This window comes from Desulfovibrio sp. Huiquan2017 (assembly GCF_017351175.1).
Lineage (GTDB): Bacteria > Desulfobacterota > Desulfovibrionia > Desulfovibrionales > Desulfovibrionaceae > Pseudodesulfovibrio.
Genome location: NZ_JAFMPN010000004.1, coordinates 122,344 through 141,640, shown reverse-complemented (window position 1 = coordinate 141,640; position 19,297 = coordinate 122,344). Strand labels below are relative to the sequence as shown.

Genomic DNA, 19,297 nt, shown 5'->3' with positions numbered 1-19,297 from the left:
GGATCACTCCATGTTTATTATATTGAAATACTTCAACTTCAATTAAATACTGCCCGCCGGGGCGGCATCCACGTGGACGTTCAGCAGGTCCAGGTTCTCAAACAGGTCGCGGCCCATGAAGAAATAGAGCACGGGCACGGACTCAGCCGGGTTGGCGGACACGGTCAGGGAGCCGGGATCGTTTAGAAAGGCCTTCAAGCCGAGCATGGCCGCCCGGGCCGGTTCGTTGGCCTGGGTCCCGGCGTAGGCGGCCAGGCCGTCCAGCTCAGCGCTGATCTGGGTCAGGGTGGTGGTTTCGGACACCCCCATTCGTTTGGCCCAGTCCGCACTGACCAGGCGCATGAATTCACGGTTTTCGAAGGTCAGGACCGCCTTGCGGATGCCCAAGGCGAAGCTCTGCTCCGGGCGGAACCCGGTCATGTTCAGGTTGTCCAGGGAACCGGTCAGGCGCAGGGCGCCGAGCTTGGGGTCGTCCAGGGACAGGGCCTTGAGTTCCAGGATCCTGGTCTCTGGGTTGTAGGCGTAGTCCAGGTTGCCGTCGCCGGACAGGACCTCGATGCCGAGGCTCTGGATGTACCCGGCCCATTCGCCGAAGTTTTGTGGGGTCACCGGGATGGTCAGTCCCCTGACCGCGATGCTCGCGTAATGGGGGATGGGGTTTTTCCGGTCGAAGGCGGAGATGCGTACCGAGTCGGCCTGGACATGCTGCCCCGAGGGAAACAGGGCGTCCACCCGGTCCAGGACGACCGTGTGGTCCAGGATGTCCACGGACAGGTCGGCGTAGGACAGGGCCAGCCCGGGCGTTTCGCCCACGGTGCGGGTCAGTTCCTTGCTTACCTCGGAATTGACGTACCACTTCAGGCCGAAGAAGCAGAGGGTCGCGAAGAGGGCGAAGGACAGAAGGAATTTTTTCAGGCCCGACACGTTCACATCTCCCTCAGCCCGGTGACGCAGGCCACGGCTTTGATGCCCCGTTTTTCGCCGGTGAAGCCGAGCTTCTCCTCGGTGGTGGCCTTGACGTTGACCTGGTGCGCCTCAAGTCCCAGGAGCCGGGCCACGTTCTTGGCGATCTGGGCCGCATGCGGGGCCAGGCGGGGAATTTGGGTCACGACGGTCAGGTCCGCGTGGACGATGCGCGTGTCGGCTCGTTCGGCCATGGCCAGGACCTCGCGCACAAGCACGCCGCTGTCCGCGTTGTCGAAATTCGGGTCCGAGTCCGGGAAATGGGTGCCGATGTCCCCGCCGCCGAAGGTGCCGAGGATGGCGTCGGCCAGGGCGTGCAGGAGCACGTCGCCGTCCGAGTGGGCCACGACGGAGGGACCGCCGGGGATGGGCACGCCGCCCAGGACCATGGGCCGGTCGGCCGCGCCGCCGAAGCGGTGTACGTCGTAGCCCCAGCCCGTGCAGGACACGGGGGTGCGCGTCTCGCGCAGCCGTTTGAGGTCTTCCGGTACGGTGATCTTGACGTTGCCCGCCTCGCCCGGGATGACCGTCACTTCGGCCAGCCGTTCGACCATGGAGGCGTCGTCCGTGACCTCCCATCCTTCGTCCAGGGCGCGGTCATGGGCCTCCCGCAAGAGCGCGATCTCGAATCCCTGCGGGGTCTGCACGGCTGCGAGCTCGGCCCGGTCCAGAGTGCCGGTCACCGTGTTTCCGGCCACGGTCTTGATCGTGTCGGTCACGGGGACGGCCGGGATCACGCCGCGCGCTTCGGCATCCAGGGCGGCGACGAGGTCGGTGATGAGCCGCGCCGAGACGAACGGGCGGGCCGAGTCGTGGATCAGCACCCGACCGCATTCCTTGGGCAGCCCGGTTAGCCCGTTGCGCACCGAGTCCTGCCTGCGTTCGCCGCCGGGAACCACGGTCCAGCGAACGCCCAGGTCCTCGGTCTTGAAGAATTGTCGCAGCCGCTTCTCCATGCCCGGGGCGTCGTCGGGCGGGAAGACGAAGACTAGGCCGCGCACGCCCGCCACGCGGGAAAAGGTCCGGGCGCAATGCCAGAAAAGCGGTGCGCCCTTGTACTCGATGTACTGCTTGCGCTCGCCGCCCGCGGCCTCGGCCAGGCGGGTGCCGGAGCCTGCGGCCAGAATCATGCCCCAGATGTCGTTCATGGTGCGGTCCATGCTGTTGCCTGTCCAAATTGGGTGCACGGGGGAGGGGGACCTCCCCCGTGCGGTAACACAAGTCGGAGCCGGTCATAAGCCGGGTTTTGTTCCCCTTGCGGGGTGGTCATCATTCATCTAGGCCGCCCGTTACCGGACGGCTCAAGCAACCAACCCGACAGCTCGGCCGGGCCGGCCTCAAACGCTGTCCTATTCGGTCTTGCTCCGGACGGAGTTCACCTGGCCTGCCGCGTCGCCGCGACAGCCGGTGGGCTCTTACCCCACCGTTTCACCCTTACCGCCGGGAAAACCCGGAGGCGGTCTGCTTTCTGTTGCACGTGACGGGGATCGCTCCCCCTGGGAGTTACCCAGCGTCCTGCCCTGCGGAGCCCGGACTTTCCTCCCCGGTCAATGACCGCGGCGATGACCCGCCCGACTCCGGACTTGTGATGCTATTCCTCTTCGCTCGCGGCGCTCCCGCCCGGCACGAATGCCTGCCAGTAGATCAGCCGCTGGCAGTTGGGGCAGCTCAGGATCTGCTGGCCCTTCTGCAAGTCGTTGTAAATCTGCGGCGGGATCATGATGTTGCAGCCCGAGCAGACGCCCTCGGACACCGGCACGATGACCGGGTGCTCCATGCGCTCGCGGATGAACTCGTAGCGGCCCAGGATCGGCGGCGGCACGGCCTTGCAGGCCTTCTTGCGCTTGCGGTTCAGGGCCTCCAGCTTCTTGTTGGCCTTTTCCAGCCGCTCTTCCAGGGTGGTCTTGAGGGCGTCGTACTGTTCCTGGACGCCGCCCATCTCCTCGTTCAGGGCCTGGGTGGCCTCGTCCTGGCGGAGTAGTTCCTCGCGCACGGCTGCCTGCTCGTCGTCGCGCATGCGGTTGAGCTTTTCCAGGGAATCCATTTCGCGCATCATGGCGTGGTATTCCTTGGTGTTGCCCACCAGCATCAGCTTGTTCTTGGACTTCTTGATCTTGCCCGCATCCTCTTCAATCTCCACGGACAGCTTTTTCTTCTGTTCGCTGAGGATGTTCATCTTCTCATCGATTTGACCGCGACGCTCCTCGAACTCGCCAAGCTGTTCCTCAAGGTCGGACAGTTCCTGCGGGGCCTGGTCGATCTCCTTGGTCAGCTCAAGGATGTCATCGTCCACTTCCTGCAGAACGATCAACTGTTCAATCTGTTTTTGATACATGGATTAACCTCTCTGTCTATTTAAAAATCGTGAAAAGTGTTTCCGCTAGTTGGCATATACCGCGAAGGGGTCATCCCCCGGGAAGAAGCGGACCTCCGCGTCGGGCAGGGCCGCGTCCAGCTCCTTGGCGAAGCGGCGCATCATCTCCTCTTCCAGGGAGAAGTGCCCCACGTCCACCACGCAGACCGGGGTCTCCACGGCCGGGTGGTATTTCATGTCTCCGGTGATGAAGACGTCCGCTCCGGCCCGCGCCGCCTGCTCGATCAGGTCCGCGCCCGACCCGCCGCAGTAGGCCACGGTCCGCACGCGCTCGGGGCGGGGCCCGGCGACCAGCAGGGCGTCGCGCCGGATCAGTCCGCCCAGGCGCGCCATGAACGCGTCGAATTCCAGCGGCTCGGGCAACTCGCCCGCCTCGCCGAAACCGATTTCGCTTACCGGCGCGGTCAGGGGGCGCAGGTAGAACAGGGGGCGTTTGCCCAGGGAAAACTCGATCTTGTCCGCCAAGCCGGGCCATTGCGGCTCGTCGCAGACCACCCGGACCTCGCCCGAGCGGCTTTGCGATACCGAGTGGACACCCTGGTGGTCCGCCCAGATGTCGGCGGCCTGGCGGCTGACGGGCTCCGCGCAGTAGAAGGACGCCTCCACCGGGGTGTGCCCGTGTTCGACCTCCAGCAGCCGAGTGCCGGTCAGCCCCAGTTCACCCCCCAGCCAGAAGGCCGGGCCGCCGGGCCGGGTGTCCAGGGAAGTGTGGGCCGCATACAGCCAGCTCCCGGAGCGGATTACCGTTCGCAGCACGTCCAGGTACATGCCTTCCGCGTTCGGGGCCTTGGGCTTCAGATACAGGGGATGGTGCGTGAGCACTGCGCCGGCGCCCCAGTCGAGACAGCGCGCGAGCGCCGCCGGGGTCGGCTCCAGCGTCACGGCCACCTTGTCGGTCGCGTTCGTCGACCCGGCCACCTGCACTCCGGAATTGTCCCAGGAACTCTGGTTTCCCTCCGGGGCGAGCTTGCGGAAAATCGTCAATATATCTTTAATTTTCATATAGTTACGGCCACCTACCATAATGAGGATGCTCCCGTAGGGTTTCCCCCTCGGGAGCATCTCTTGTCCTCTTCCGTCTCCCGGCCGACGGCCTTTGTGGGAGAGTTCAGGATATATGCGTTCTTCTGCTTTCGGGTCTTCGTCAAATACGTCTCCCGGAAGTGGGTCGTTGGTGGGCCAGCCAGGATTCGAACCTGGGACCGACCGGTTATGAGCCGGTGGCTCTGCCAACTGAGCTACTGGCCCGCCGTGGAGTTCGGTACCATAGCCGCGTGCGGCAATAGTGTCAACTCCCGGGGCGGGAGCGCCGGCGTGCGGACGCGGAGAGCCGCTGTCGGCGGGGGGATTATTCCGTGCCGGTTTCGGCTTGGCGGGCCACCGCCTTGTCGATGGTCCGGTGGGCGAACCACAGGGCCACGGCGGCCGAGGTCCAGACGATGCCGAAGATGGCCAGCCACAGGGCGGTGATGGGGTAGCCGAGGATCTGGGTGAACAGGGTGAACAGGAGGAAGGGGGCGGCCACCTGGCGGGCCAGGCCGAGCCAGATGGCGAACATGGGGCGTTTCATGCCCTGGAGGACCGAGGTGGGCACGAAGATGGCCACGTAGCCGTACAGGGTGAAGGCATCTATGCGCAGATAGCCCGCGCCCACGGCGATCACCGCCGGGTCCTGGGTGAAGATGCGCATGAGCGGTTCGGCGAAGAGGAGGATGGGCAGGGACAGGGGAATGAGCAGGTACGCTCCGTAGAGCAGATTTTTGCGGAAGCTCTCGCGGATGCGGTCGATCTTGCCCGCGCCGTAGTTCTGGGCCGTGATGGTCAGGGCGGCAACGCCCAGGCCGATGGTCGGCAGGAGCACCACCTGGTCGATGCGCGTGGCGATGCCGTAGGCCGCCGAGGCCTCGGGCCCGAACCCGGACACGTATCGGAATATGACGAAGAAGCCGAGCGCGACGGTCATGGAGTTGAGCGCCGCCGGAAAGCCCTGGTGGGCGATCTCCGCGTACAGTTGGGGCCGGGGGATGAGGTTGCGGCCCTTGTTGGTCTTGAGCAGGCCGGTGCGCCGGGTCTTGCGCAACAGGTATACCGCACCGATGGCCTGAAGAAGGATGGTGGCCCAGGCCACGCCCGCCAGCCCCATGGCGGGGAGGCCGAAGCCGCCGTGGATGAACCACGGGTCCAGGATCACGTTCAGCGAGGCCATCAGGATGAGCACGTTGCGCATGCTGGCCGTGTCGCCCTGGGATTGCAGGATGGCGTTGAACAGGAACAGGGCCATGGTGGCCGCGTTGCCGGCGAAGATCGGGATCATGTATTCCAGGCAGGTGTCCAGGTACGAGCCGTGCGCCCCGAGCCAGCCGAAGATGGCCGGGGACCATGCCAGGCCGAACCAGGCCAGGAGGGCGGATGCGAAAATGCCGAAACTGAGCATCTGCACGGCCACCAGGGCGGCCTTGCCCCGGTCGCGCGCGCCCAGCGCCGAGCCCATCAGCGCGGTGGAGCCCGTGCCGATGCCGCCCGCCAGGGCCGTGATGATGAAGTACACGGGCAGAGACAGGGCCAGGGCGGCCTGGGCCTCGGTGTCGATGCGTCCGGCCCACCATGTGTCCACCACGTTGAACATGGTATTGAAGAATAGGCCCACGCTCGAAGGCACCGCCACCTGGCGGATGACCTCGGAAATAGGGCGTGTTGTCAGGTCGGTCTTGTCGATGGCCGTGTTGCTCATGGCGCGAGTGTACCCGTTTGATCCCCGGGGATACAGTCTTTTTAAGCCGGTTGACGATCCCGCGCAGGCCCCGTACCTAGAGGCATGGGCAAGACGCCGACCAACCGCCAAGTGCGCTTCTGGCGCGACCCGGATTTGCCGGGCGTGGAGGTGCGCCGGTCTTCCTACAACGAGGAGGCCTTCCGGCCCCATGTCCACGATGCCTATTCCATAGGTTTCATCGAGCACGGCCGGACCACCTTCGAACTCGACGGGGGCCTGCACGCCGCGTCCGTCGGCGAACTCGTCTTCATCGGGCCGGGGCTGGTCCACGCCTGCAACCCGGACCCGGACTCGGACATGGCCTACACCATGTTCTACGTCGCCCCGTCCTGGCTGACGGCCGTGGCCCGCGATCTTTTCGGCCCGGACGCCACGCCGCCGCGATTCCCCCGTCCCGTGGCTTCCGACCGGCAACTTGCCGATCATCTGCGGGAACTCCGGGAAGCCATCGCCGACAACGAAGGTCGCCTGGAAAAGGAGTCCCGGCTGGTCCAGGCCCTGGCCGACGCTATCACCCGGCATGGCTCACCCGGCCCGGCCCCTGTTCCGGAAGCCCGCCCCGGCGGGCCCGACGCGGTCCGCGCGGTGCGCGGCTATCTGGCCGATCGTGTGGCGGAAAAGGTCTCCCTGGATGAATTGTCCGCAGCGGCGTCCATGAGCCGTTATCATCTCCTGCGCGTCTTTCAGGCGGCCACCGGCCTGTCGCCCCACGCCTACCAGAACCAACTACGCGTGGACCTGGGCAAGCGGTTGCTGGCCGAGGGGCTGCCCGTCAGCCGGGTGGCCGTGGAGACCGGATTCGCCGATCAGTCCCACTTCAGCCGCGTGTTCCGCCGGTACACCGGGGCCACGCCCGGCCAGTACCGGGATTCCGGCCTGTCCTGATTCACGCCGCAATTTCATACAATACGGGTTTCCCGGCCCCGGCTAGGCTGCTTCTCCGCAACCAAAGGAGAAGACATATGCTGCTGTGGCAAAAGATGATGATCGGGCTGGCCCGAAGCGAATCCATGACCCGCCGGATGCAGGATTCCCGGTTCATGAGCCGGTTCGCCCGCCGGTTCGTGGGTGGCCGCGACCGTGACGAAGGCTTGGAACGCGCCCGCGCCCTGCATGGAAGCGGTCTGTCCGCCTCCCTGTTCTACCTCGGTGAGTACGTGGCCGATCCGGACGAGATCCGGGCCACTCGCGAGGCCCTGTCCGGGGCGGCCCGGGGATTGGGGCGCGACGGCCTGGACGTGCACCTGTCCGTGGATCCGACGCAGTTGGGATCGATGATTTCCTGGGAGACCTGCCACGAAAACGTGGTGGCCCTGGCCGGGGACGTGGCCGACAACGGCCGGGGTGGGCGCGACGTGCTCATGCTCGACATGGAGGATTCCTCGGTCACCGGGCCGACGCTTGACCTCTACCATTCCCTGCGCGGCCAGGGGTTGCCCATGGCCGTGACCGTGCAGGCCTACCTGCACCGGACGCCCGAAGATCTGGCCCGGCTGGTGGAGAATGGGGCCATGGTCCGCCTGGTCAAAGGGGCCTTTGCCGAATCCGGCAAGGTGGCCGTTACCGGACGGCGGGACCGGGACGAGGCCTACCGCAAGGCCGTTGTCACCCTGTTGTCTCCCGAGGCCCGCGAGCGCGGCGTGTATCCGGTCTTCGGCACCCATGACCACCGCATGGTCGCCTTCGCCGAGCACGTGGCTGCGGCCAATGGGTGGCGGCGCGACCAATGGGAGGTGGAAATGCTCCTCGGCGTCCGGCCCGCCTACCAGCGCGAGTTGGCCGATCGGGGCGTGTCCGTGCGCCTGTACCTGCCGTTTGGCCGCGACTGGTGGCCTTACTCCATCCGCCGGGTGGGGGAGAATCCCAAGAATCTCGGTTTTGTTTTCCGTTCCATGGTCGAAAAGGCCGAATAGGAAACGTCTGCCGATCCGGGAAGGGCGGGCCGCCGGGAGCCGCAATTTCATACAATACCCGGCCGGTCCGCCCTGGCATGGTGTTCCCGAAACACACCGGAGACACTATGTCCGAAGACACCGCCGTTCTGCCCCGGTCCGCCGCATGGCTTGCGCCCGTCTGTCTGGCCGGGGCCGTGTTCCTGTGGGGCACCTCTTTCATGGCCGCCAAGACCGCCCTGACCGGTTTTTCGCCCAGCGTCCTGGTCTGGTTGCGCATGACCCTGGCCGCGCTGACCGTCCCGTTCCTGCTCGGGCGCATCCCCAAGCCGGACTACCGCCCCGGGGACTGGAAGATACTTTCGCTGCTTTGCCTCATGCAGCCCTGCCTCTATTTCCTGCTTGAAAGCCACGCCCTCAACCTGACCACATCCTCCCAGGCGGGCATGGTCTCCTCCCTGGTGCCGCTCTTCGTGGCCGCCGGAGCCCGGGCCATCCTCGGCGAACCCATGACGCGCGGCTCCATGCTCGGATTGGCCGTGTCCATGGCCGGTGTGGTCTGGCTGTCCGCCGCCGGAGCGCCTGCCGCCGACGCGCCGGACCCCGCGCTGGGCAACCTGCTCGAGGTCGGGGCCATGGTCTGCGCCGCCGTCTACATGGTGGTCATGAAACGGCTTTCCGCCCGTTACTCCACCTGGTGGCTGACCGGCCTGCAATGCGTGGCCGGGGCGCTCTTCTTCCTGCCCGGGGGGTTGGGCAACCTGTCCGGGCTGGCCGACGCGCCCGCCGCGGCCTGGATCGCCGTGGCCTACCTCGGCCTGTTCGTCACCCTCGGGGCCTTCGGCTTGTACAACATGGCCATGACCCTCATGCCCGCCGGGCGTGCGGCTTTGTCCATCAATCTCGTACCCCTCGTGGCCCTGGGCGCGGGCTGGCTGCTGCTCGGCGAAACCCTCGCCCCGGTCCAGCTGGCCGCTTGCGGCGTGGTCGGCGTCGGCGTGTGGCTGGGGCGGCGGTAGGGGAGAGGCCGGAGAGGCCCTCGGGATCGTGTCCCGGTGTGATGCGCGGTAAGGTGGAAGGGGACAAAAAAAGGCGGGTCGCTTGAGCGGCCCGCCTTTGTCTGTCTTGTCCGGTTTCGGCTATTTCAGGCCGAGTTCCTGCTTGAGGTATTCGAAGTCGATGTTGTTGGACACAAGTTCCGCGCCCTGTTTGATCTTGATGGCGTCACGCAGCTTGTGCCGGGAGAGGATGTCGTCCATCTTCTTGGCCACCGTGAAGGTGTCTTCACGGACCATGATGATGGGGGTTTCCAGGACTTCGGACCGGGTCAGGATGATGTCGTTGGGGTAGAGGTTGCCGGTCAGGATGAGGCAGGGGCAGTCGCCTTCCAGCGCCACGAGCTGCACGTCGGACCGATCGCCGCCCACGATGATGGCGGAGTTCTTCTTCTTTCGGAAATGAGTCATGAAGTTCTCGACCTGCATGGTCCCGATGAGGAAGGACTCGACCACGCGCTCGCTCTTGTTGTGGGCGGAGATGATCTTGCCGCCCAGTCGGTCGGCCAGGTCGCCGACCTTGATGGCGCCCATGAGCGGGTCGCGGGGGATGACGCCGAGGATCTTGACGCCCTTGGCCTCCAGGGCCGGGCCGAGGAGCTGGGTGATCTCGTCCATGAAATTCGGAGGCACGTCGTTGAGGATGACGCCGGTCATGAGATCGCCCAGGGTTTCCTTCATGACCATGAGGTAGTCGTATTTCAATTCTTTCTGGAAACGGTCGATGATCACGGTCTTGATGCCGAGCTTGCGGACCACGGAAATGGCGTCGGTGTCGCAGTACTTGCCGGAATACATGGACCCGGATCCGGCCACCAGGGTGACGTCCTTATCCTTGGACACGGCCTCGTATCCCTCGACGATGTGGTCCAGCAGGCCTTCCATCTTGCCGGTGAAGGCCTTGACCTTGAAATCTTGGGTGACGACCACGGGCGTGACCATGGCGGGATCTTCGGACAGGCCGAGCACGTCCTGGACAAAGGCGGCATCCTCGTCGCCGAGCTTGCCGTTGACTTCCATGGGCATGGCCCCGACCGGCTTCATGTAGCCCACGTTGTACCCGTCTTTCTGCAGGCGCAGACCCAGCCCCATGGCGATCATGTTTTTGCCTGAATATCCCGTGGTCGAGCCTATGTAGAGTCCAGCCATGCCTATTGTCCTCCTGAAGTGAAAGGGGCGGGAACCGCAACGCCCCGTCTTTTGTTAGTATATGAGACCGTCAAAAATGTCCAAGCGTCATATGGGCCCCACGGTCACGCGCAGATCGGCCACGAAGGCCCCTTCCGCGTCCACCAGGATGGGGTTCAGCTCGGCCTCGCGGATTTCGGGGAAGTCCGTGGCCATCTGCGACATGGACAGCAGAATGTCCTCGATGGCCGCAAGGTTTGCGGGCTCTTCGCCGCGCACCCCGCGCAGCAGGGGGAACGATTTGATTTCGCGGACAATGTCCTGGACGTCGTGCAGGGCCAGCGGGGCCAGCCGGTAGCTGACGTCGCCGAGCACTTCGGCGGACGGCCCGGCCAGGCAGAAGGAGATGAGCGGACCGAACTGCGGGTCCTGAGTGAAGCGGATGATCACCTCGCGGGCCCTGACCGGCCCCATGGTCTGGACCAGGCAGCCCGCCAGATACACGTCCGGGCGCTTGCGCTGGGCGCGGGCGGTGATGTCCAGCCAGGCGTCGCGCACCTCGCGCGGGGTGTGCAGATCCAGGGCCACGCCGTCCACTTCGCTTCGGCTGGTCAGGTGGGGCGATTCGATTTTTAGCGCCACGGGGTAGCCCATTTTCTTGGCCGCGCGCACGGCCTGATCCGAGGTGCGCACCAGCCGGGTTTCGGGCACGGGCAGTTCGTAGGCCGCGGCGATGTCCATGGCGTCGTTGAAGGGCAGCTCGGTCACGCCCGCCGCAAGGGCGGCTTCGATGGTCCGCTCGGCCCGTCCCTTGTCGCGGCGGAAGCAGACCTCCACGGGGAAGGGGCGGTTCTTCCAGCGGTAATGGGCGAGCATGGCCGAGATGGCCGTGACCGCCGGTTCGGGATAGGCGTAGCAGGGAATGCCCGCGTCGAGGAGCATGTCGCGGCCCGGAGCTATGCGGTCGAACCCCATGAACGAGGCGAAAATCGGCTTGTCGCACGTCTTGGCCATGTCGATGATGACCTGGGCGGTCTCGGTGATTTCCGCCGAGGCCGTGGGCGTGAGCAGGACCAGGATGGCGTGGGTGACCTCGTCCTCGGCCACGGCCTGCAAGGTGGCCCGATAGCGTTCGGCTTTGGCGTCCCCGATGATGTCGATGGGATTGTAGATGGCCGCGAAGGGCGGCAGGACCTCGGTCAGCCGGTCCAGGGCGGTCTGGGAGGGCCGGGCCAAGTTGAGCCCGGCGGCCTCGCAGGCGTCGGCGGCCAGGATGCCGGGCCCGCCGGAGTTGGTCACCACGGCCAGGTTCGGGCCCCGGGGCAGGGGCTGTTCGGAAAAGGCGCGCGCCAGGTCGAACAGGGTTTCCAGGTTCTCCACCCGGATGATACCCGCCTGCTTGAACGCGGCCAGGCCCGCCTCCACGCTCCCGGCCAGGGAGCCGGTGTGGCTGGACGTGGCCCGCGCGCCCGCGGCGGTGGTCCCCGCCTTGATCATTATGACCGGTTTCTTCTCGGTCACGGCCCGGGCGCGGGCCAGAAATTTGCGGCCGTCGTCCACGGACTCCAGGTAGCCTATGATGACCTTGGTGTCCGGATCATCGCCCAGGGCTTCGAGCACGTCGGCTTCGGATACGCCCGCCTTGTTGCCCAGCGAGATAAACTTGGAGAAGCCGATGGACTCGCCCTCGGCCCAGTCCAGGATGGCCGAGCACAGCGCCCCGCTTTGGGAGAAGAAGGATATGGAGCCCTTGGCGGGCATGGTCTGGGCGATGGATGCGTTCAGGTTGATGGTCGTGTTGAAGAGCCCGAGCGTGTTGGGGCCGAGCAGGGTGATGTCCCGGCGGCGGGCCAGGTCGGCCATCTTCATTTCGAGTTCGAAGCCGTCGCGCCCTGTTTCGCGGAACCCTGCGGAGATGACGCAGATGGCGTCCACATGGGCGTCGGCCAGGTCACGCATGGCCTGAAGGACCTTTTCGCGCGGCAGGACGATGATGCCGAGGTCCGGCGGGCGGGGCAGATCGGCCGTGGACGGGTAGGCGGGCAGGCCGAGAATTTCTCCGCCTGCGGGATTGACGGGAAAGATTGTCCCCCTGTACCCTGCCGAGATTAAATTCGACAGGATAAGATGCCCGAGCTTGAGAGGGCTCCGGGAAGCGCCGACCACGGCGATGGATTCGGGGTTGAAAAGTTCACAAAGTTGGGCGTCTGGCTGCATAAACAAGGGGGTTGAATGGATACCGCTGCACTACAGGATTGTATCCACCATAGGTTTGCCCAAGTCAAGGTCCTGGAGACGGCTCTGACCCACTCTTCGTTCGCAAACGAGCAGGACGGCTTCGAGGATAACGAACGGCTGGAGTTTTTGGGCGATGCCGTGCTGGAATTGTGCATCTCCGAAGAGGGATTCCGGCGGTACCCGTCGGCCCACGAGGGCCAGCTCACGCGCATTCGCTCGCAACTGGTCAAGGAGCAGTCCCTGGCGGCCATTGCCCGGGAACTGGATCTGGATCGGTTTATCCGCCTGGGCCGGGGCGAGGAACTTCAGGGCGGCCGGGATCGCGATGCGCTGTTGGCCGATGCCTTCGAAGCCCTGCTCGGCGCGGTTTTCCTGGACGGCGGGTTTGAAGCCGCCCGGCGAACCATTCTGGACATCTTCGAGGATCAGTGGCCCGCTCGGGCCATGCTGCCCGAGACCAAAGACTACAAGAGCCGCTTGCAGGAAGTGGCCCAGGAGCTGTTCCGCGACCGGCCGGTGTACGTGCTGGCCGGAACCAGCGGCCCGGAGCACGAAAAATTGTTCGAGGTGGACGTCACCCTGCCGCGCGGCGAAAGGTTTCGCGGCATCGGCACCAGCGTGAAGCGGGCCGAGCAGGAGGCCGCGCGTATCGGCCTGGATTTCCTCGAAGAAGAATAGACTCCCCCGACATCACAGGTAGAAATCATCGGAGACCATGCCCTGCGGGACGAACCCGCAGGGCCGGTTTCCGATGGTCTTCAGTCGCGTGCGCTCGGCTAGCCGCCGATGAGCTGCATGGCCATTCTGGGCAGGGAGTTGGCCTGGGCCAGCATGGCGACGGCGGACTGAGTGAGAATCTGGTTGCGCACGAATTCGGTCATTTCCTGGGCCACATCGACGTCGGAAATGCGGGATTCGGCCGCTTGCAGGTTCTCGGCCTGGATTTCCAGGTTGGTGATGGTGTTTTCCAGTCGGTTCTGCATGGAACCGAGGTTGGCGCGGATCTTGTCCTTGGAGATGATCGCCTTGTTGATCGCATCCATGGCGGCCTGGGCCAGCCCCTGGGTGGAGATGGACTTGCCCGCGTTTTGGGCTTCCCAGGTGTCGCCGTTCTTCAGGGCGGCGGAGTGCCCAAGGCCGAAAGAGGACGCGGTGGAGCCCTGGATGGCCACGTAATAGTAGTCCTCGGACGAGTCGTTGCCGGTGCCGAAGTGGATCTTCAGCGGGCCGGTGGGCTGCAGTCCCGTGCCGTCGTGGTCGCCGATTGGAGACCCGCCGGGCCTGCCGGAGAGATTGCCGTTGAGCAGGTAAATTCCGTTGAAGTCCGTCGCGTTGGCGATACGGGTGATCTCCGAGCACATTGCCTGATATTCGGAATCGATGATCATCCGCTGGTCGGAGTTGTAGGTGCCGGTGGACGCCTGCATGGCCAATTCCTTGAGGCGGATCAATTTTTCATCGACCACCTGCAACGCGCCGTCGGCGGTCTGGATCAGCGAAATCGCGTCGGACGCGTTGCGGATGCCCTGGTGCAGGGAACTGATTTCCGAACGCATGAGTTCGCGGATCGCCAATCCGGCCGCATCGTCCGCGGCAGTGCCGACGCGCAGGCCGGATGACAAACGCCGGGTGGAAACGCCGAGCCGTCCATAATGCTCGGACAAGTTCCTTTGGGCGTTCATCGCCATGAGGTTGTGGTTAATGACTAAAGACATCAGAACCCTCCTTGTTCAATTCTCAAATCCATTTTGCCACGATTAAGCATTATGTATGCCAGGTTAACTTTATTAAATAATATCAAGTGAATATTTGTTTAAATAAAGTCTAGAAAGGCTATTTTTTCCGCCTGTTGAAACGGGCGTAACCGTCTGGCCGTCAATGCTTTGTCAATATTTGCCGAGTGGGTGGGGAATTGGGCGGGCGCGGTTAACCCAGTTTTGAAGAGGTGGGGCGCCGAGGTTTTGTCCGTGCCCATGCGGTGGTGGGAATTGGTTTGCTGACGGAAGGTTGGGCCGCGCTTCCGCGTCGGGGCTTCGGGTTGTCCGCTTTACATTGTTGTTTCGCCTTTCCGGCGACTTCCTTTTTTGCTGGCGCAGAAAAAAGGAAGCAAAAACTGCGCTGCGGTGCTGCCGCCCGGAAGCGGACCCAAGAGCCCGTAGGCGGCTTTCGCTGGTTTGATAGATGTCTGCTGCGCAGACTCGATCAAAGCTGCGCTTCAGCTCGCCGGACACGGGCTCTAGGGTTCGCTTCCGATTGGTGTTCTGCGTAAGGGAATTGGGCGGGCGCGGTTAACCCAGTTTTGAAGAGGTGGGGCGCCGAGGTTTTGTCCGTGCCCATGCGGTGGTGGGAATTGGTTTGCTGACGGAAGGTTGGGCCGCGCTTCCGCGTCGGGGCTTCGGGTTGTCCGCTTTACATTGTGGTTTCGCCTTTCCGGCGACTTCCTTTTTTGCTGGCGCAGAAAAAAGGAAGCACAAACTGCGCTGCGGTGCTGCCGCGCGGAAGCGGCCCCAAGAGCCCGTAGGCGGCTTCCGCTGGTGGGATAGATGTCTGCTGCGCAGACTCGATCACAGCTGCGCTTCAGCTCGCCGGACACGGGCTCTAGGGTTCGCTTCCGATTGGTGTTCTGCGTAAGGGACTTGGGCGGGTGCAGTTAACCCAGTTTTGAAGAGGTGGGGCGCGGAAACTTGTCCGCGCCTCCCGGGCCAGGAGAAATTAGGTTTGTTGGCGGGCGGTTGGGCCGCGCTTCCGCGTCGGGGCTTTGGGTTGTCCTCCCTACATTGTTGTTTCGCCTTTCCGGCGACTTCCTTTTTTGCTGGCGCAGAAAAAAGGAAGCAAAAACTGCGCTGCGGTGCTGCCGCGCGGAAGCGGCCCCAAGAGCCCGTAGGCGGCTTCCGCTGGTTTGATAGATGTCTGCTGCGCAGACTCGATTAAAGCTGCGCTTCAGCTCGCCGGACACGGGCTCTAGGGTTCGCTTCCGATTGTTGCTCTGCGTAAGGGGATTGAGTGGGTGTAGTTAACCCTGTTTTGAAGAGGTGGGGCGCGGGGACTTGTCCGCGTTTCCAAAACTAGAAAAAATCGTTTTGTTGGCGAAAGGTTGGGCCGCGCCTCCGCAATACGGGAATGGCCGGAAGCGAAAAATCGCCAGTAAAAATGGTGCTGCGTACTCCTCTTACAAAAAATAACCGCGTCCCGCCCAACAAAAGCTCCACCCGCCCCCCCCGGCTCCTCCTCCTGGAGCGCCTCGGGTGCCCAGCACCCGACAGCGGCTCTCATCGGTCTCCCGGTCATGGCAACTTCCCCCGCGTCCCCCCACCCCTCTTCACCACGCCGAACGAGCCCTGGATCGGGCGTTAGAAGCCGACCGCGAAGGGGCGGCGGCTCCTGTTCCGGCGGGAGTCGGACCGAGGTAAAAGGAAGCGTTTCGACCCGAGAGTCTCGCTATATCTTTAGGCAGAGGGAGCCGCCCCAAGCGGATCGGATTCTTGCGCCCGATCCCCCGGGCGGCCGCGCCCCCTCCAGGGCCCTTTTTTTCGTCCTTTTTTTGGGCCGGCAAAAAAAGGACCCCGCCGGGAGGGCATGGAGCAAGTGCGGGGCAAAGCCCCGCACGGCGGCTCTCCAAAGGCTGGTGCGGCTTCAGCCGCCTCACTGGCTCTCTCCCTCTCCATCGCACGGGGCCCGCCCCCTCGGCGACTGTCCAAAATTCAAGTTGGGCGGACCAAACCAAAGACCCCGGCAAGCAACCTTCGCTGCTTGCCGGGGCCGTTACTTGCCAATGTAGGCCGGATCAGGCCTTGAACCGATACCCCACCCCACGGATGGTCTCAATCCAGGACGCATAGGGCCCCAGCTTCTGACGCAGCCGCCGGACATGGGTATCCACGGTGCGGGAATATCCTTCGAAATGGGTGTCCCAGACCGTGTCCAGGAGGTTGTCGCGGGTCTGGACCTTGCCCGCCCCGGACACAAGCACGGTCAGAAGTTTGAACTCGGTGGCCGTAAGGGCGGTCTCCTCCCCGTCGATGGTGATCTGATGCGCCTCGAAGTCGATGCGCAGCCCCTCGCGTTCCCACAATTTGGGGGCGTTGGGCTCGGGCGCGCCGTAGCGACGCAGGATCGCCTTGATGCGCAGGGCCAGTTCGCGCGGGGAAAAGGGTTTGACCACGTAATCGTCGGCGCCGAGCTCCAGGCCGACGATCTTGTCCACTTCCTCGCCCTTGGCCGTGAGCATGATCACCGGGATGCGGGCCGTGGCCGGATCGCCCTTGAGTTGGCGGCAGACTTCCAGGCCGTCGGTTCCCGGCATCATCAGGTCGAGCAGGATGATGTCGGGCTTGAAGGCATGGGCCAGGCTCAGGCCGAGCTGGCCGTCCTCGGCGGCGGCCACGTCGAACCCGGCGGTAGTGAGGTTGTATTTCAGCAGTTCACGCGTGTCTCTGTGGTCTTCGACCACCAGGATTTTCTGGGCTGACACTGTTGACTCCTTTCGGTGTGATGGGACTGCTATACCCCATGTCTGTAACAATAAGTGTTACATATGGGCAACAATTTCGCAACTTGGCCTTCTCGTGGCATCGTTCGGAGGTAGGGGGCGCGCATTCCGAATGCGGGGCATAAGCGTTTGAATTTATGTGGGAACAATATTGCTTGAAGGCATAAAGCGGAAGACGGGCCCGGCCGATAAGTTAGGCAACGGGAAAAACCAATCAAGGACCATCGGAGCGCGCCGCATGTATTATCACGGATTCGACAAGAAGTTCCCCTCGGGCAGTAAGTACTGGACACTCTACGACGACCAGCTCATAGGCATGCTCTTTTCCAAGATCGTCAATAAGACCGTGAGCGTGGAAGCGCCCGGTGCCGATCGCGGGGCCATGGTGGATGAGATGGTCCAGAACCTCTTTGACCTCTGTTTCTACATCAACAAGGATTTTCATGATTGTTGACCGCCGTCGAAAGCGCGTTTCGAAGGGCCCGGTTCGCCGGGCCTTTTTTGTGTGAGCGCCGGTAATCATTGACTCCGTGCGCCTTTTTGGGCACAAGATTTCATGGCTGGAATAGTGTTTTCGATATGTTGAATCAGGGAGCCTCGACATGCGCATGCAATCGAAACTGACGGTGGGATATGTGCTCATTGGCCTCGTCAGTTGTCTGACGGTCGTCTTCATTGCCCGACAATTGATCCGCAGCGATTTTGAAGAATATGTCCTGCAAGAGGAGTTTGCACTCTTCCGTGCGGACTTGGCGGACTACGCCGCCCGCCACGGCGGCCTGGAGCGGGCTTTGCACATCGAACCGTTCAGCACCTTCGCGACGCCGTTGGAGGCCTCCAGGCGGTGGCAGGGCCAGCCGTTCCGCTTCCTGGTCATGGATCAGGCGGGGGCGCTCTTGTTCCCGGCCGGTCCATACAAGGCGGGAGAAATCGTTCCCGGCGGGGTTCTGGCCGAGGCTGTGCCCGTGACCGTGGACGGGCGGGTCGTGGCTTTGGCGGCCCATATCGGCGAGGAGAGGCTGGTGCGCGACGACGTGCGGTTCCTGGGCACGGCCGACATGGCGTTGGCGGTCGGCGCGGGATGCGCGATGGTTCTGACGGCGCTCCTGGGGCTGGCGTTCGCCTGGCGGCAGGGGAGACCGGCCCACCGGCTGGTCGAGTCGGTGCGGGATGTCGGTACCGCGGACGGCGGCGGTCATTGCGTCGAGCTGGGCACGGACGACGAACTGGCCGAGATGGCCGAGGTCTACAACGCCATGAGCGACGAGTTGGCCCGCTGCCGGGTTGAGCTGGGCGAACTGGCCGTGCTGGACCCGCAGACCGAATTGTACAACCGACGCCATTTCGACGAGCAGGCCCGGCAGTTTTTCGAGAGCGCCAAACGCTATGAGCAGCCCTTGTCCCTCGTGATGGGCGACCTGGATCTTTTCCGGGGCCTGAATGAGCAATTTTCGCGCGAGGTGGGGGACATGGTCCTGGAAAAGGTGGCCGAACTGTTTACCCGGCATACCCGCAAGAGCGACGTGGTCGCCCGGTATGGGGGGGAGGAGTTCGTCGTCCTGTTCACCAATACCACCCGCGACAAGGCGGCTATCGCCTGCGAAAACATCCGCCGGGCCGTGGAGGCCTACCCCTGGGACGAGTTTCATCCCGACCTGAAAGTGACCATCTCCATGGGATTGGCCGACAACACGGGGCTGGACAGCGCCTCGGCCATGGTTGCCCGGGCCGGACAGTTCCTGACGTCGGCCAAAGCGGACGGTCGCAACCGGCTGGCCGGGACGGAGTAGGACCGATCGGTCGCCCCCGCATGCCGCCGCCATGGATTGGAGCGGGAAAGGGTGCCTGCCTTCAATGGCGGCGCAAGGTGTTCATGCGCCGTGAAAAGAATAAACTTCCCTAAAAAACACTGAGAGATATATGCCGCATACCATGCCGGATGGCATCAATGTATTGTTTGTCGCCGGGTTCGGCCCCATTGTGACCGACCAGGAGAAGAGCGAAGGGCTTTTTCGAGATGTCCTGCGCCTGCCACTGGCCTCGATCGAAGGGTATGCGGGCTATCTGTATTCGGCGGACATCCCGGGAGTGAAACACTTCGCGTTGTGGCCGCTGGATAAGGCGGCGCTCTCCTGCTTCGGCAAGCCCGAATGGCCGGAGAGCGTGCCCGTGCCGCAGGCGTGGCTTGAGATCGATGTCGCCGATATCGAATCCGCGACAAAAATTCTGGAAGCACACGGGTACGACCTTCTTATACGCCTGCGGGAAGAGCCCTGGGGGCAGACCGTCACACGTTTCCTCAGCCCGGAAGGCATCCTTCTCGCCGTTACCCACACACCCTTTTTGAGGGACGGGGAGACGGACTAGGCGCGTCGGATGAACGAA

At 63.8% G+C, this 19,297-nt stretch carries 16 protein-coding genes, 1 tRNA gene and 1 other RNA gene; 7 read left to right on the top strand and 11 right to left on the bottom strand.

The window, feature by feature from the left end:
• Positions 1-42 precede the first annotated feature (42 nt).
• The 7 genes from J0909_RS04405 to J0909_RS04375 form a co-directional block, all read right to left on the bottom strand.
• Positions 43-924, bottom strand: coding sequence for an aq_1923 C-terminal domain (locus J0909_RS04405; protein ID WP_207260837.1), 882 nt, complete (start codon positions 922-924; stop codon positions 43-45).
• A gap of 2 nt (positions 925-926) precedes the next feature.
• Positions 927-2,123 (bottom strand): 2-C-methyl-D-erythritol 4-phosphate cytidylyltransferase, encoded by a 1,197-nt coding sequence (gene ispD / locus J0909_RS04400; RefSeq protein ID WP_207260836.1) that lies wholly within the window; start codon positions 2,121-2,123, stop codon positions 927-929.
• A 60-nt stretch (positions 2,124-2,183) separates the two neighbouring features.
• An RNA gene (gene rnpB, locus J0909_RS04395) (RNase P RNA component class A) lies at positions 2,184-2,542 on the bottom strand.
• A 12-nt stretch (positions 2,543-2,554) separates the two neighbouring features.
• Complete coding sequence (locus J0909_RS04390) at positions 2,555-3,298, bottom strand: zinc ribbon domain-containing protein (protein WP_207260835.1); 744 nt, start codon at positions 3,296-3,298, stop codon at positions 2,555-2,557.
• Between the two features lie 45 nt (positions 3,299-3,343).
• On the bottom strand, positions 3,344-4,339 hold the full coding sequence (locus tag J0909_RS04385; protein ID WP_207260833.1) for a Nif3-like dinuclear metal center hexameric protein: 996 nt from the start codon (positions 4,337-4,339) through the stop codon (positions 3,344-3,346).
• A gap of 170 nt (positions 4,340-4,509) precedes the next feature.
• A tRNA-Ile gene (locus J0909_RS04380) sits at positions 4,510-4,585 on the bottom strand.
• 100 nt (positions 4,586-4,685) lie between these two features.
• Positions 4,686-6,068, bottom strand: coding sequence for an MATE family efflux transporter (locus tag J0909_RS04375; RefSeq protein WP_207260832.1), 1,383 nt, complete (start codon positions 6,066-6,068; stop codon positions 4,686-4,688).
• Positions 6,069-6,152: 84 nt separating this feature from the next.
• Between J0909_RS04375 and J0909_RS04370 the strand changes: the two genes are divergently transcribed.
• The 3 genes from J0909_RS04370 to J0909_RS04360 all read left to right on the top strand — a co-directional run bounded on the left by J0909_RS04370 (position 6,153) and on the right by J0909_RS04360 (position 9,021).
• Positions 6,153-6,995 (top strand): AraC family transcriptional regulator, encoded by an 843-nt coding sequence (locus J0909_RS04370; RefSeq protein WP_207260831.1) that lies wholly within the window; start codon positions 6,153-6,155, stop codon positions 6,993-6,995.
• Between the two features lie 77 nt (positions 6,996-7,072).
• The gene (locus J0909_RS04365) at positions 7,073-8,023 is read left to right on the top strand and encodes a proline dehydrogenase family protein (RefSeq protein ID WP_207260830.1); all 951 of its coding nucleotides are present in this window, start codon (positions 7,073-7,075) and stop codon (positions 8,021-8,023) included.
• Positions 8,024-8,130: 107 nt separating this feature from the next.
• Entirely contained in the window at positions 8,131-9,021 is an 891-nt protein-coding gene (locus J0909_RS04360; protein ID WP_207260829.1) for a DMT family transporter, read from the top strand.
• A gap of 120 nt (positions 9,022-9,141) precedes the next feature.
• Here the strand turns inward: J0909_RS04360 and J0909_RS04355 are convergent, their stop codons facing one another.
• Together J0909_RS04355 and J0909_RS04350 are read right to left on the bottom strand one after the other, a co-directional pair.
• A complete protein-coding gene (locus J0909_RS04355; protein WP_207260828.1) occupies positions 9,142-10,206 on the bottom strand; it encodes a phosphotransacetylase family protein in 1,065 nt (354 codons plus the stop codon).
• Positions 10,207-10,293: 87 nt separating this feature from the next.
• Complete coding sequence (locus tag J0909_RS04350; protein ID WP_207260970.1) at positions 10,294-12,402, bottom strand: acetate--CoA ligase family protein; 2,109 nt, start codon at positions 12,400-12,402, stop codon at positions 10,294-10,296.
• A 15-nt stretch (positions 12,403-12,417) separates the two neighbouring features.
• Between J0909_RS04350 and rnc the strand changes: the two genes are divergently transcribed.
• A complete protein-coding gene (gene rnc / locus J0909_RS04345) occupies positions 12,418-13,101 on the top strand; it encodes a ribonuclease III (RefSeq protein ID WP_207260827.1) in 684 nt (227 codons plus the stop codon).
• A 98-nt stretch (positions 13,102-13,199) separates the two neighbouring features.
• Here rnc and J0909_RS04340 read toward each other — a convergent pair whose 3' ends face one another.
• On the bottom strand, positions 13,200-14,138 hold the full coding sequence (locus tag J0909_RS04340) for a flagellin N-terminal helical domain-containing protein (protein ID WP_207260826.1): 939 nt from the start codon (positions 14,136-14,138) through the stop codon (positions 13,200-13,202).
• 2,069 nt (positions 14,139-16,207) lie between these two features.
• Positions 16,208-16,894, bottom strand: coding sequence for a response regulator (locus tag J0909_RS04335; RefSeq protein ID WP_207260825.1), 687 nt, complete (start codon positions 16,892-16,894; stop codon positions 16,208-16,210).
• A 256-nt stretch (positions 16,895-17,150) separates the two neighbouring features.
• Here J0909_RS04335 and J0909_RS04330 point away from each other — a divergent pair, with 256 nt between their 5' ends.
• From J0909_RS04330 to J0909_RS04320, 3 genes are all read left to right on the top strand, one after another.
• Positions 17,151-17,366, top strand: coding sequence for a hypothetical protein (locus J0909_RS04330; protein ID WP_207260823.1), 216 nt, complete (start codon positions 17,151-17,153; stop codon positions 17,364-17,366).
• A gap of 154 nt (positions 17,367-17,520) precedes the next feature.
• On the top strand, positions 17,521-18,702 hold the full coding sequence (locus J0909_RS04325) for a GGDEF domain-containing protein (RefSeq protein WP_207260822.1): 1,182 nt from the start codon (positions 17,521-17,523) through the stop codon (positions 18,700-18,702).
• A 130-nt stretch (positions 18,703-18,832) separates the two neighbouring features.
• Positions 18,833-19,279 carry a VOC family protein gene (locus tag J0909_RS04320; RefSeq protein ID WP_207260821.1) on the top strand — a complete coding sequence of 149 codons (447 nt, stop codon included), beginning with the start codon at positions 18,833-18,835 and terminating at the stop codon, positions 19,277-19,279.
• Positions 19,280-19,297 lie beyond the last annotated feature (18 nt).

Coding starts and splice junctions, on each gene's coding strand:
- ispD (WP_207260836.1), bottom strand. CDS start 2,123: ATGGACCGCACCATGAACGACATCTGGGGCATGATTCTGGCCGCAGGC.
- J0909_RS04390 (WP_207260835.1), bottom strand. CDS start 3,298: ATGTATCAAAAACAGATTGAACAGTTGATCGTTCTGCAGGAAGTGGAC.
- J0909_RS04385 (WP_207260833.1), bottom strand. CDS start 4,339: ATGAAAATTAAAGATATATTGACGATTTTCCGCAAGCTCGCCCCGGAG.
- J0909_RS04375 (WP_207260832.1), bottom strand. CDS start 6,068: ATGAGCAACACGGCCATCGACAAGACCGACCTGACAACACGCCCTATT.
- J0909_RS04370 (WP_207260831.1), top strand. CDS start 6,153: ATGGGCAAGACGCCGACCAACCGCCAAGTGCGCTTCTGGCGCGACCCG.
- J0909_RS04365 (WP_207260830.1), top strand. CDS start 7,073: ATGCTGCTGTGGCAAAAGATGATGATCGGGCTGGCCCGAAGCGAATCC.
- J0909_RS04360 (WP_207260829.1), top strand. CDS start 8,131: ATGTCCGAAGACACCGCCGTTCTGCCCCGGTCCGCCGCATGGCTTGCG.
- J0909_RS04355 (WP_207260828.1), bottom strand. CDS start 10,206: ATGGCTGGACTCTACATAGGCTCGACCACGGGATATTCAGGCAAAAAC.
- J0909_RS04350 (WP_207260970.1), bottom strand. CDS start 12,402: ATGCAGCCAGACGCCCAACTTTGTGAACTTTTCAACCCCGAATCCATC.
- rnc (WP_207260827.1), top strand. CDS start 12,418: ATGGATACCGCTGCACTACAGGATTGTATCCACCATAGGTTTGCCCAA.
- J0909_RS04340 (WP_207260826.1), bottom strand. CDS start 14,138: ATGTCTTTAGTCATTAACCACAACCTCATGGCGATGAACGCCCAAAGG.
- J0909_RS04330 (WP_207260823.1), top strand. CDS start 17,151: ATGTATTATCACGGATTCGACAAGAAGTTCCCCTCGGGCAGTAAGTAC.
- J0909_RS04325 (WP_207260822.1), top strand. CDS start 17,521: ATGCAATCGAAACTGACGGTGGGATATGTGCTCATTGGCCTCGTCAGT.
- J0909_RS04320 (WP_207260821.1), top strand. CDS start 18,833: ATGCCGCATACCATGCCGGATGGCATCAATGTATTGTTTGTCGCCGGG.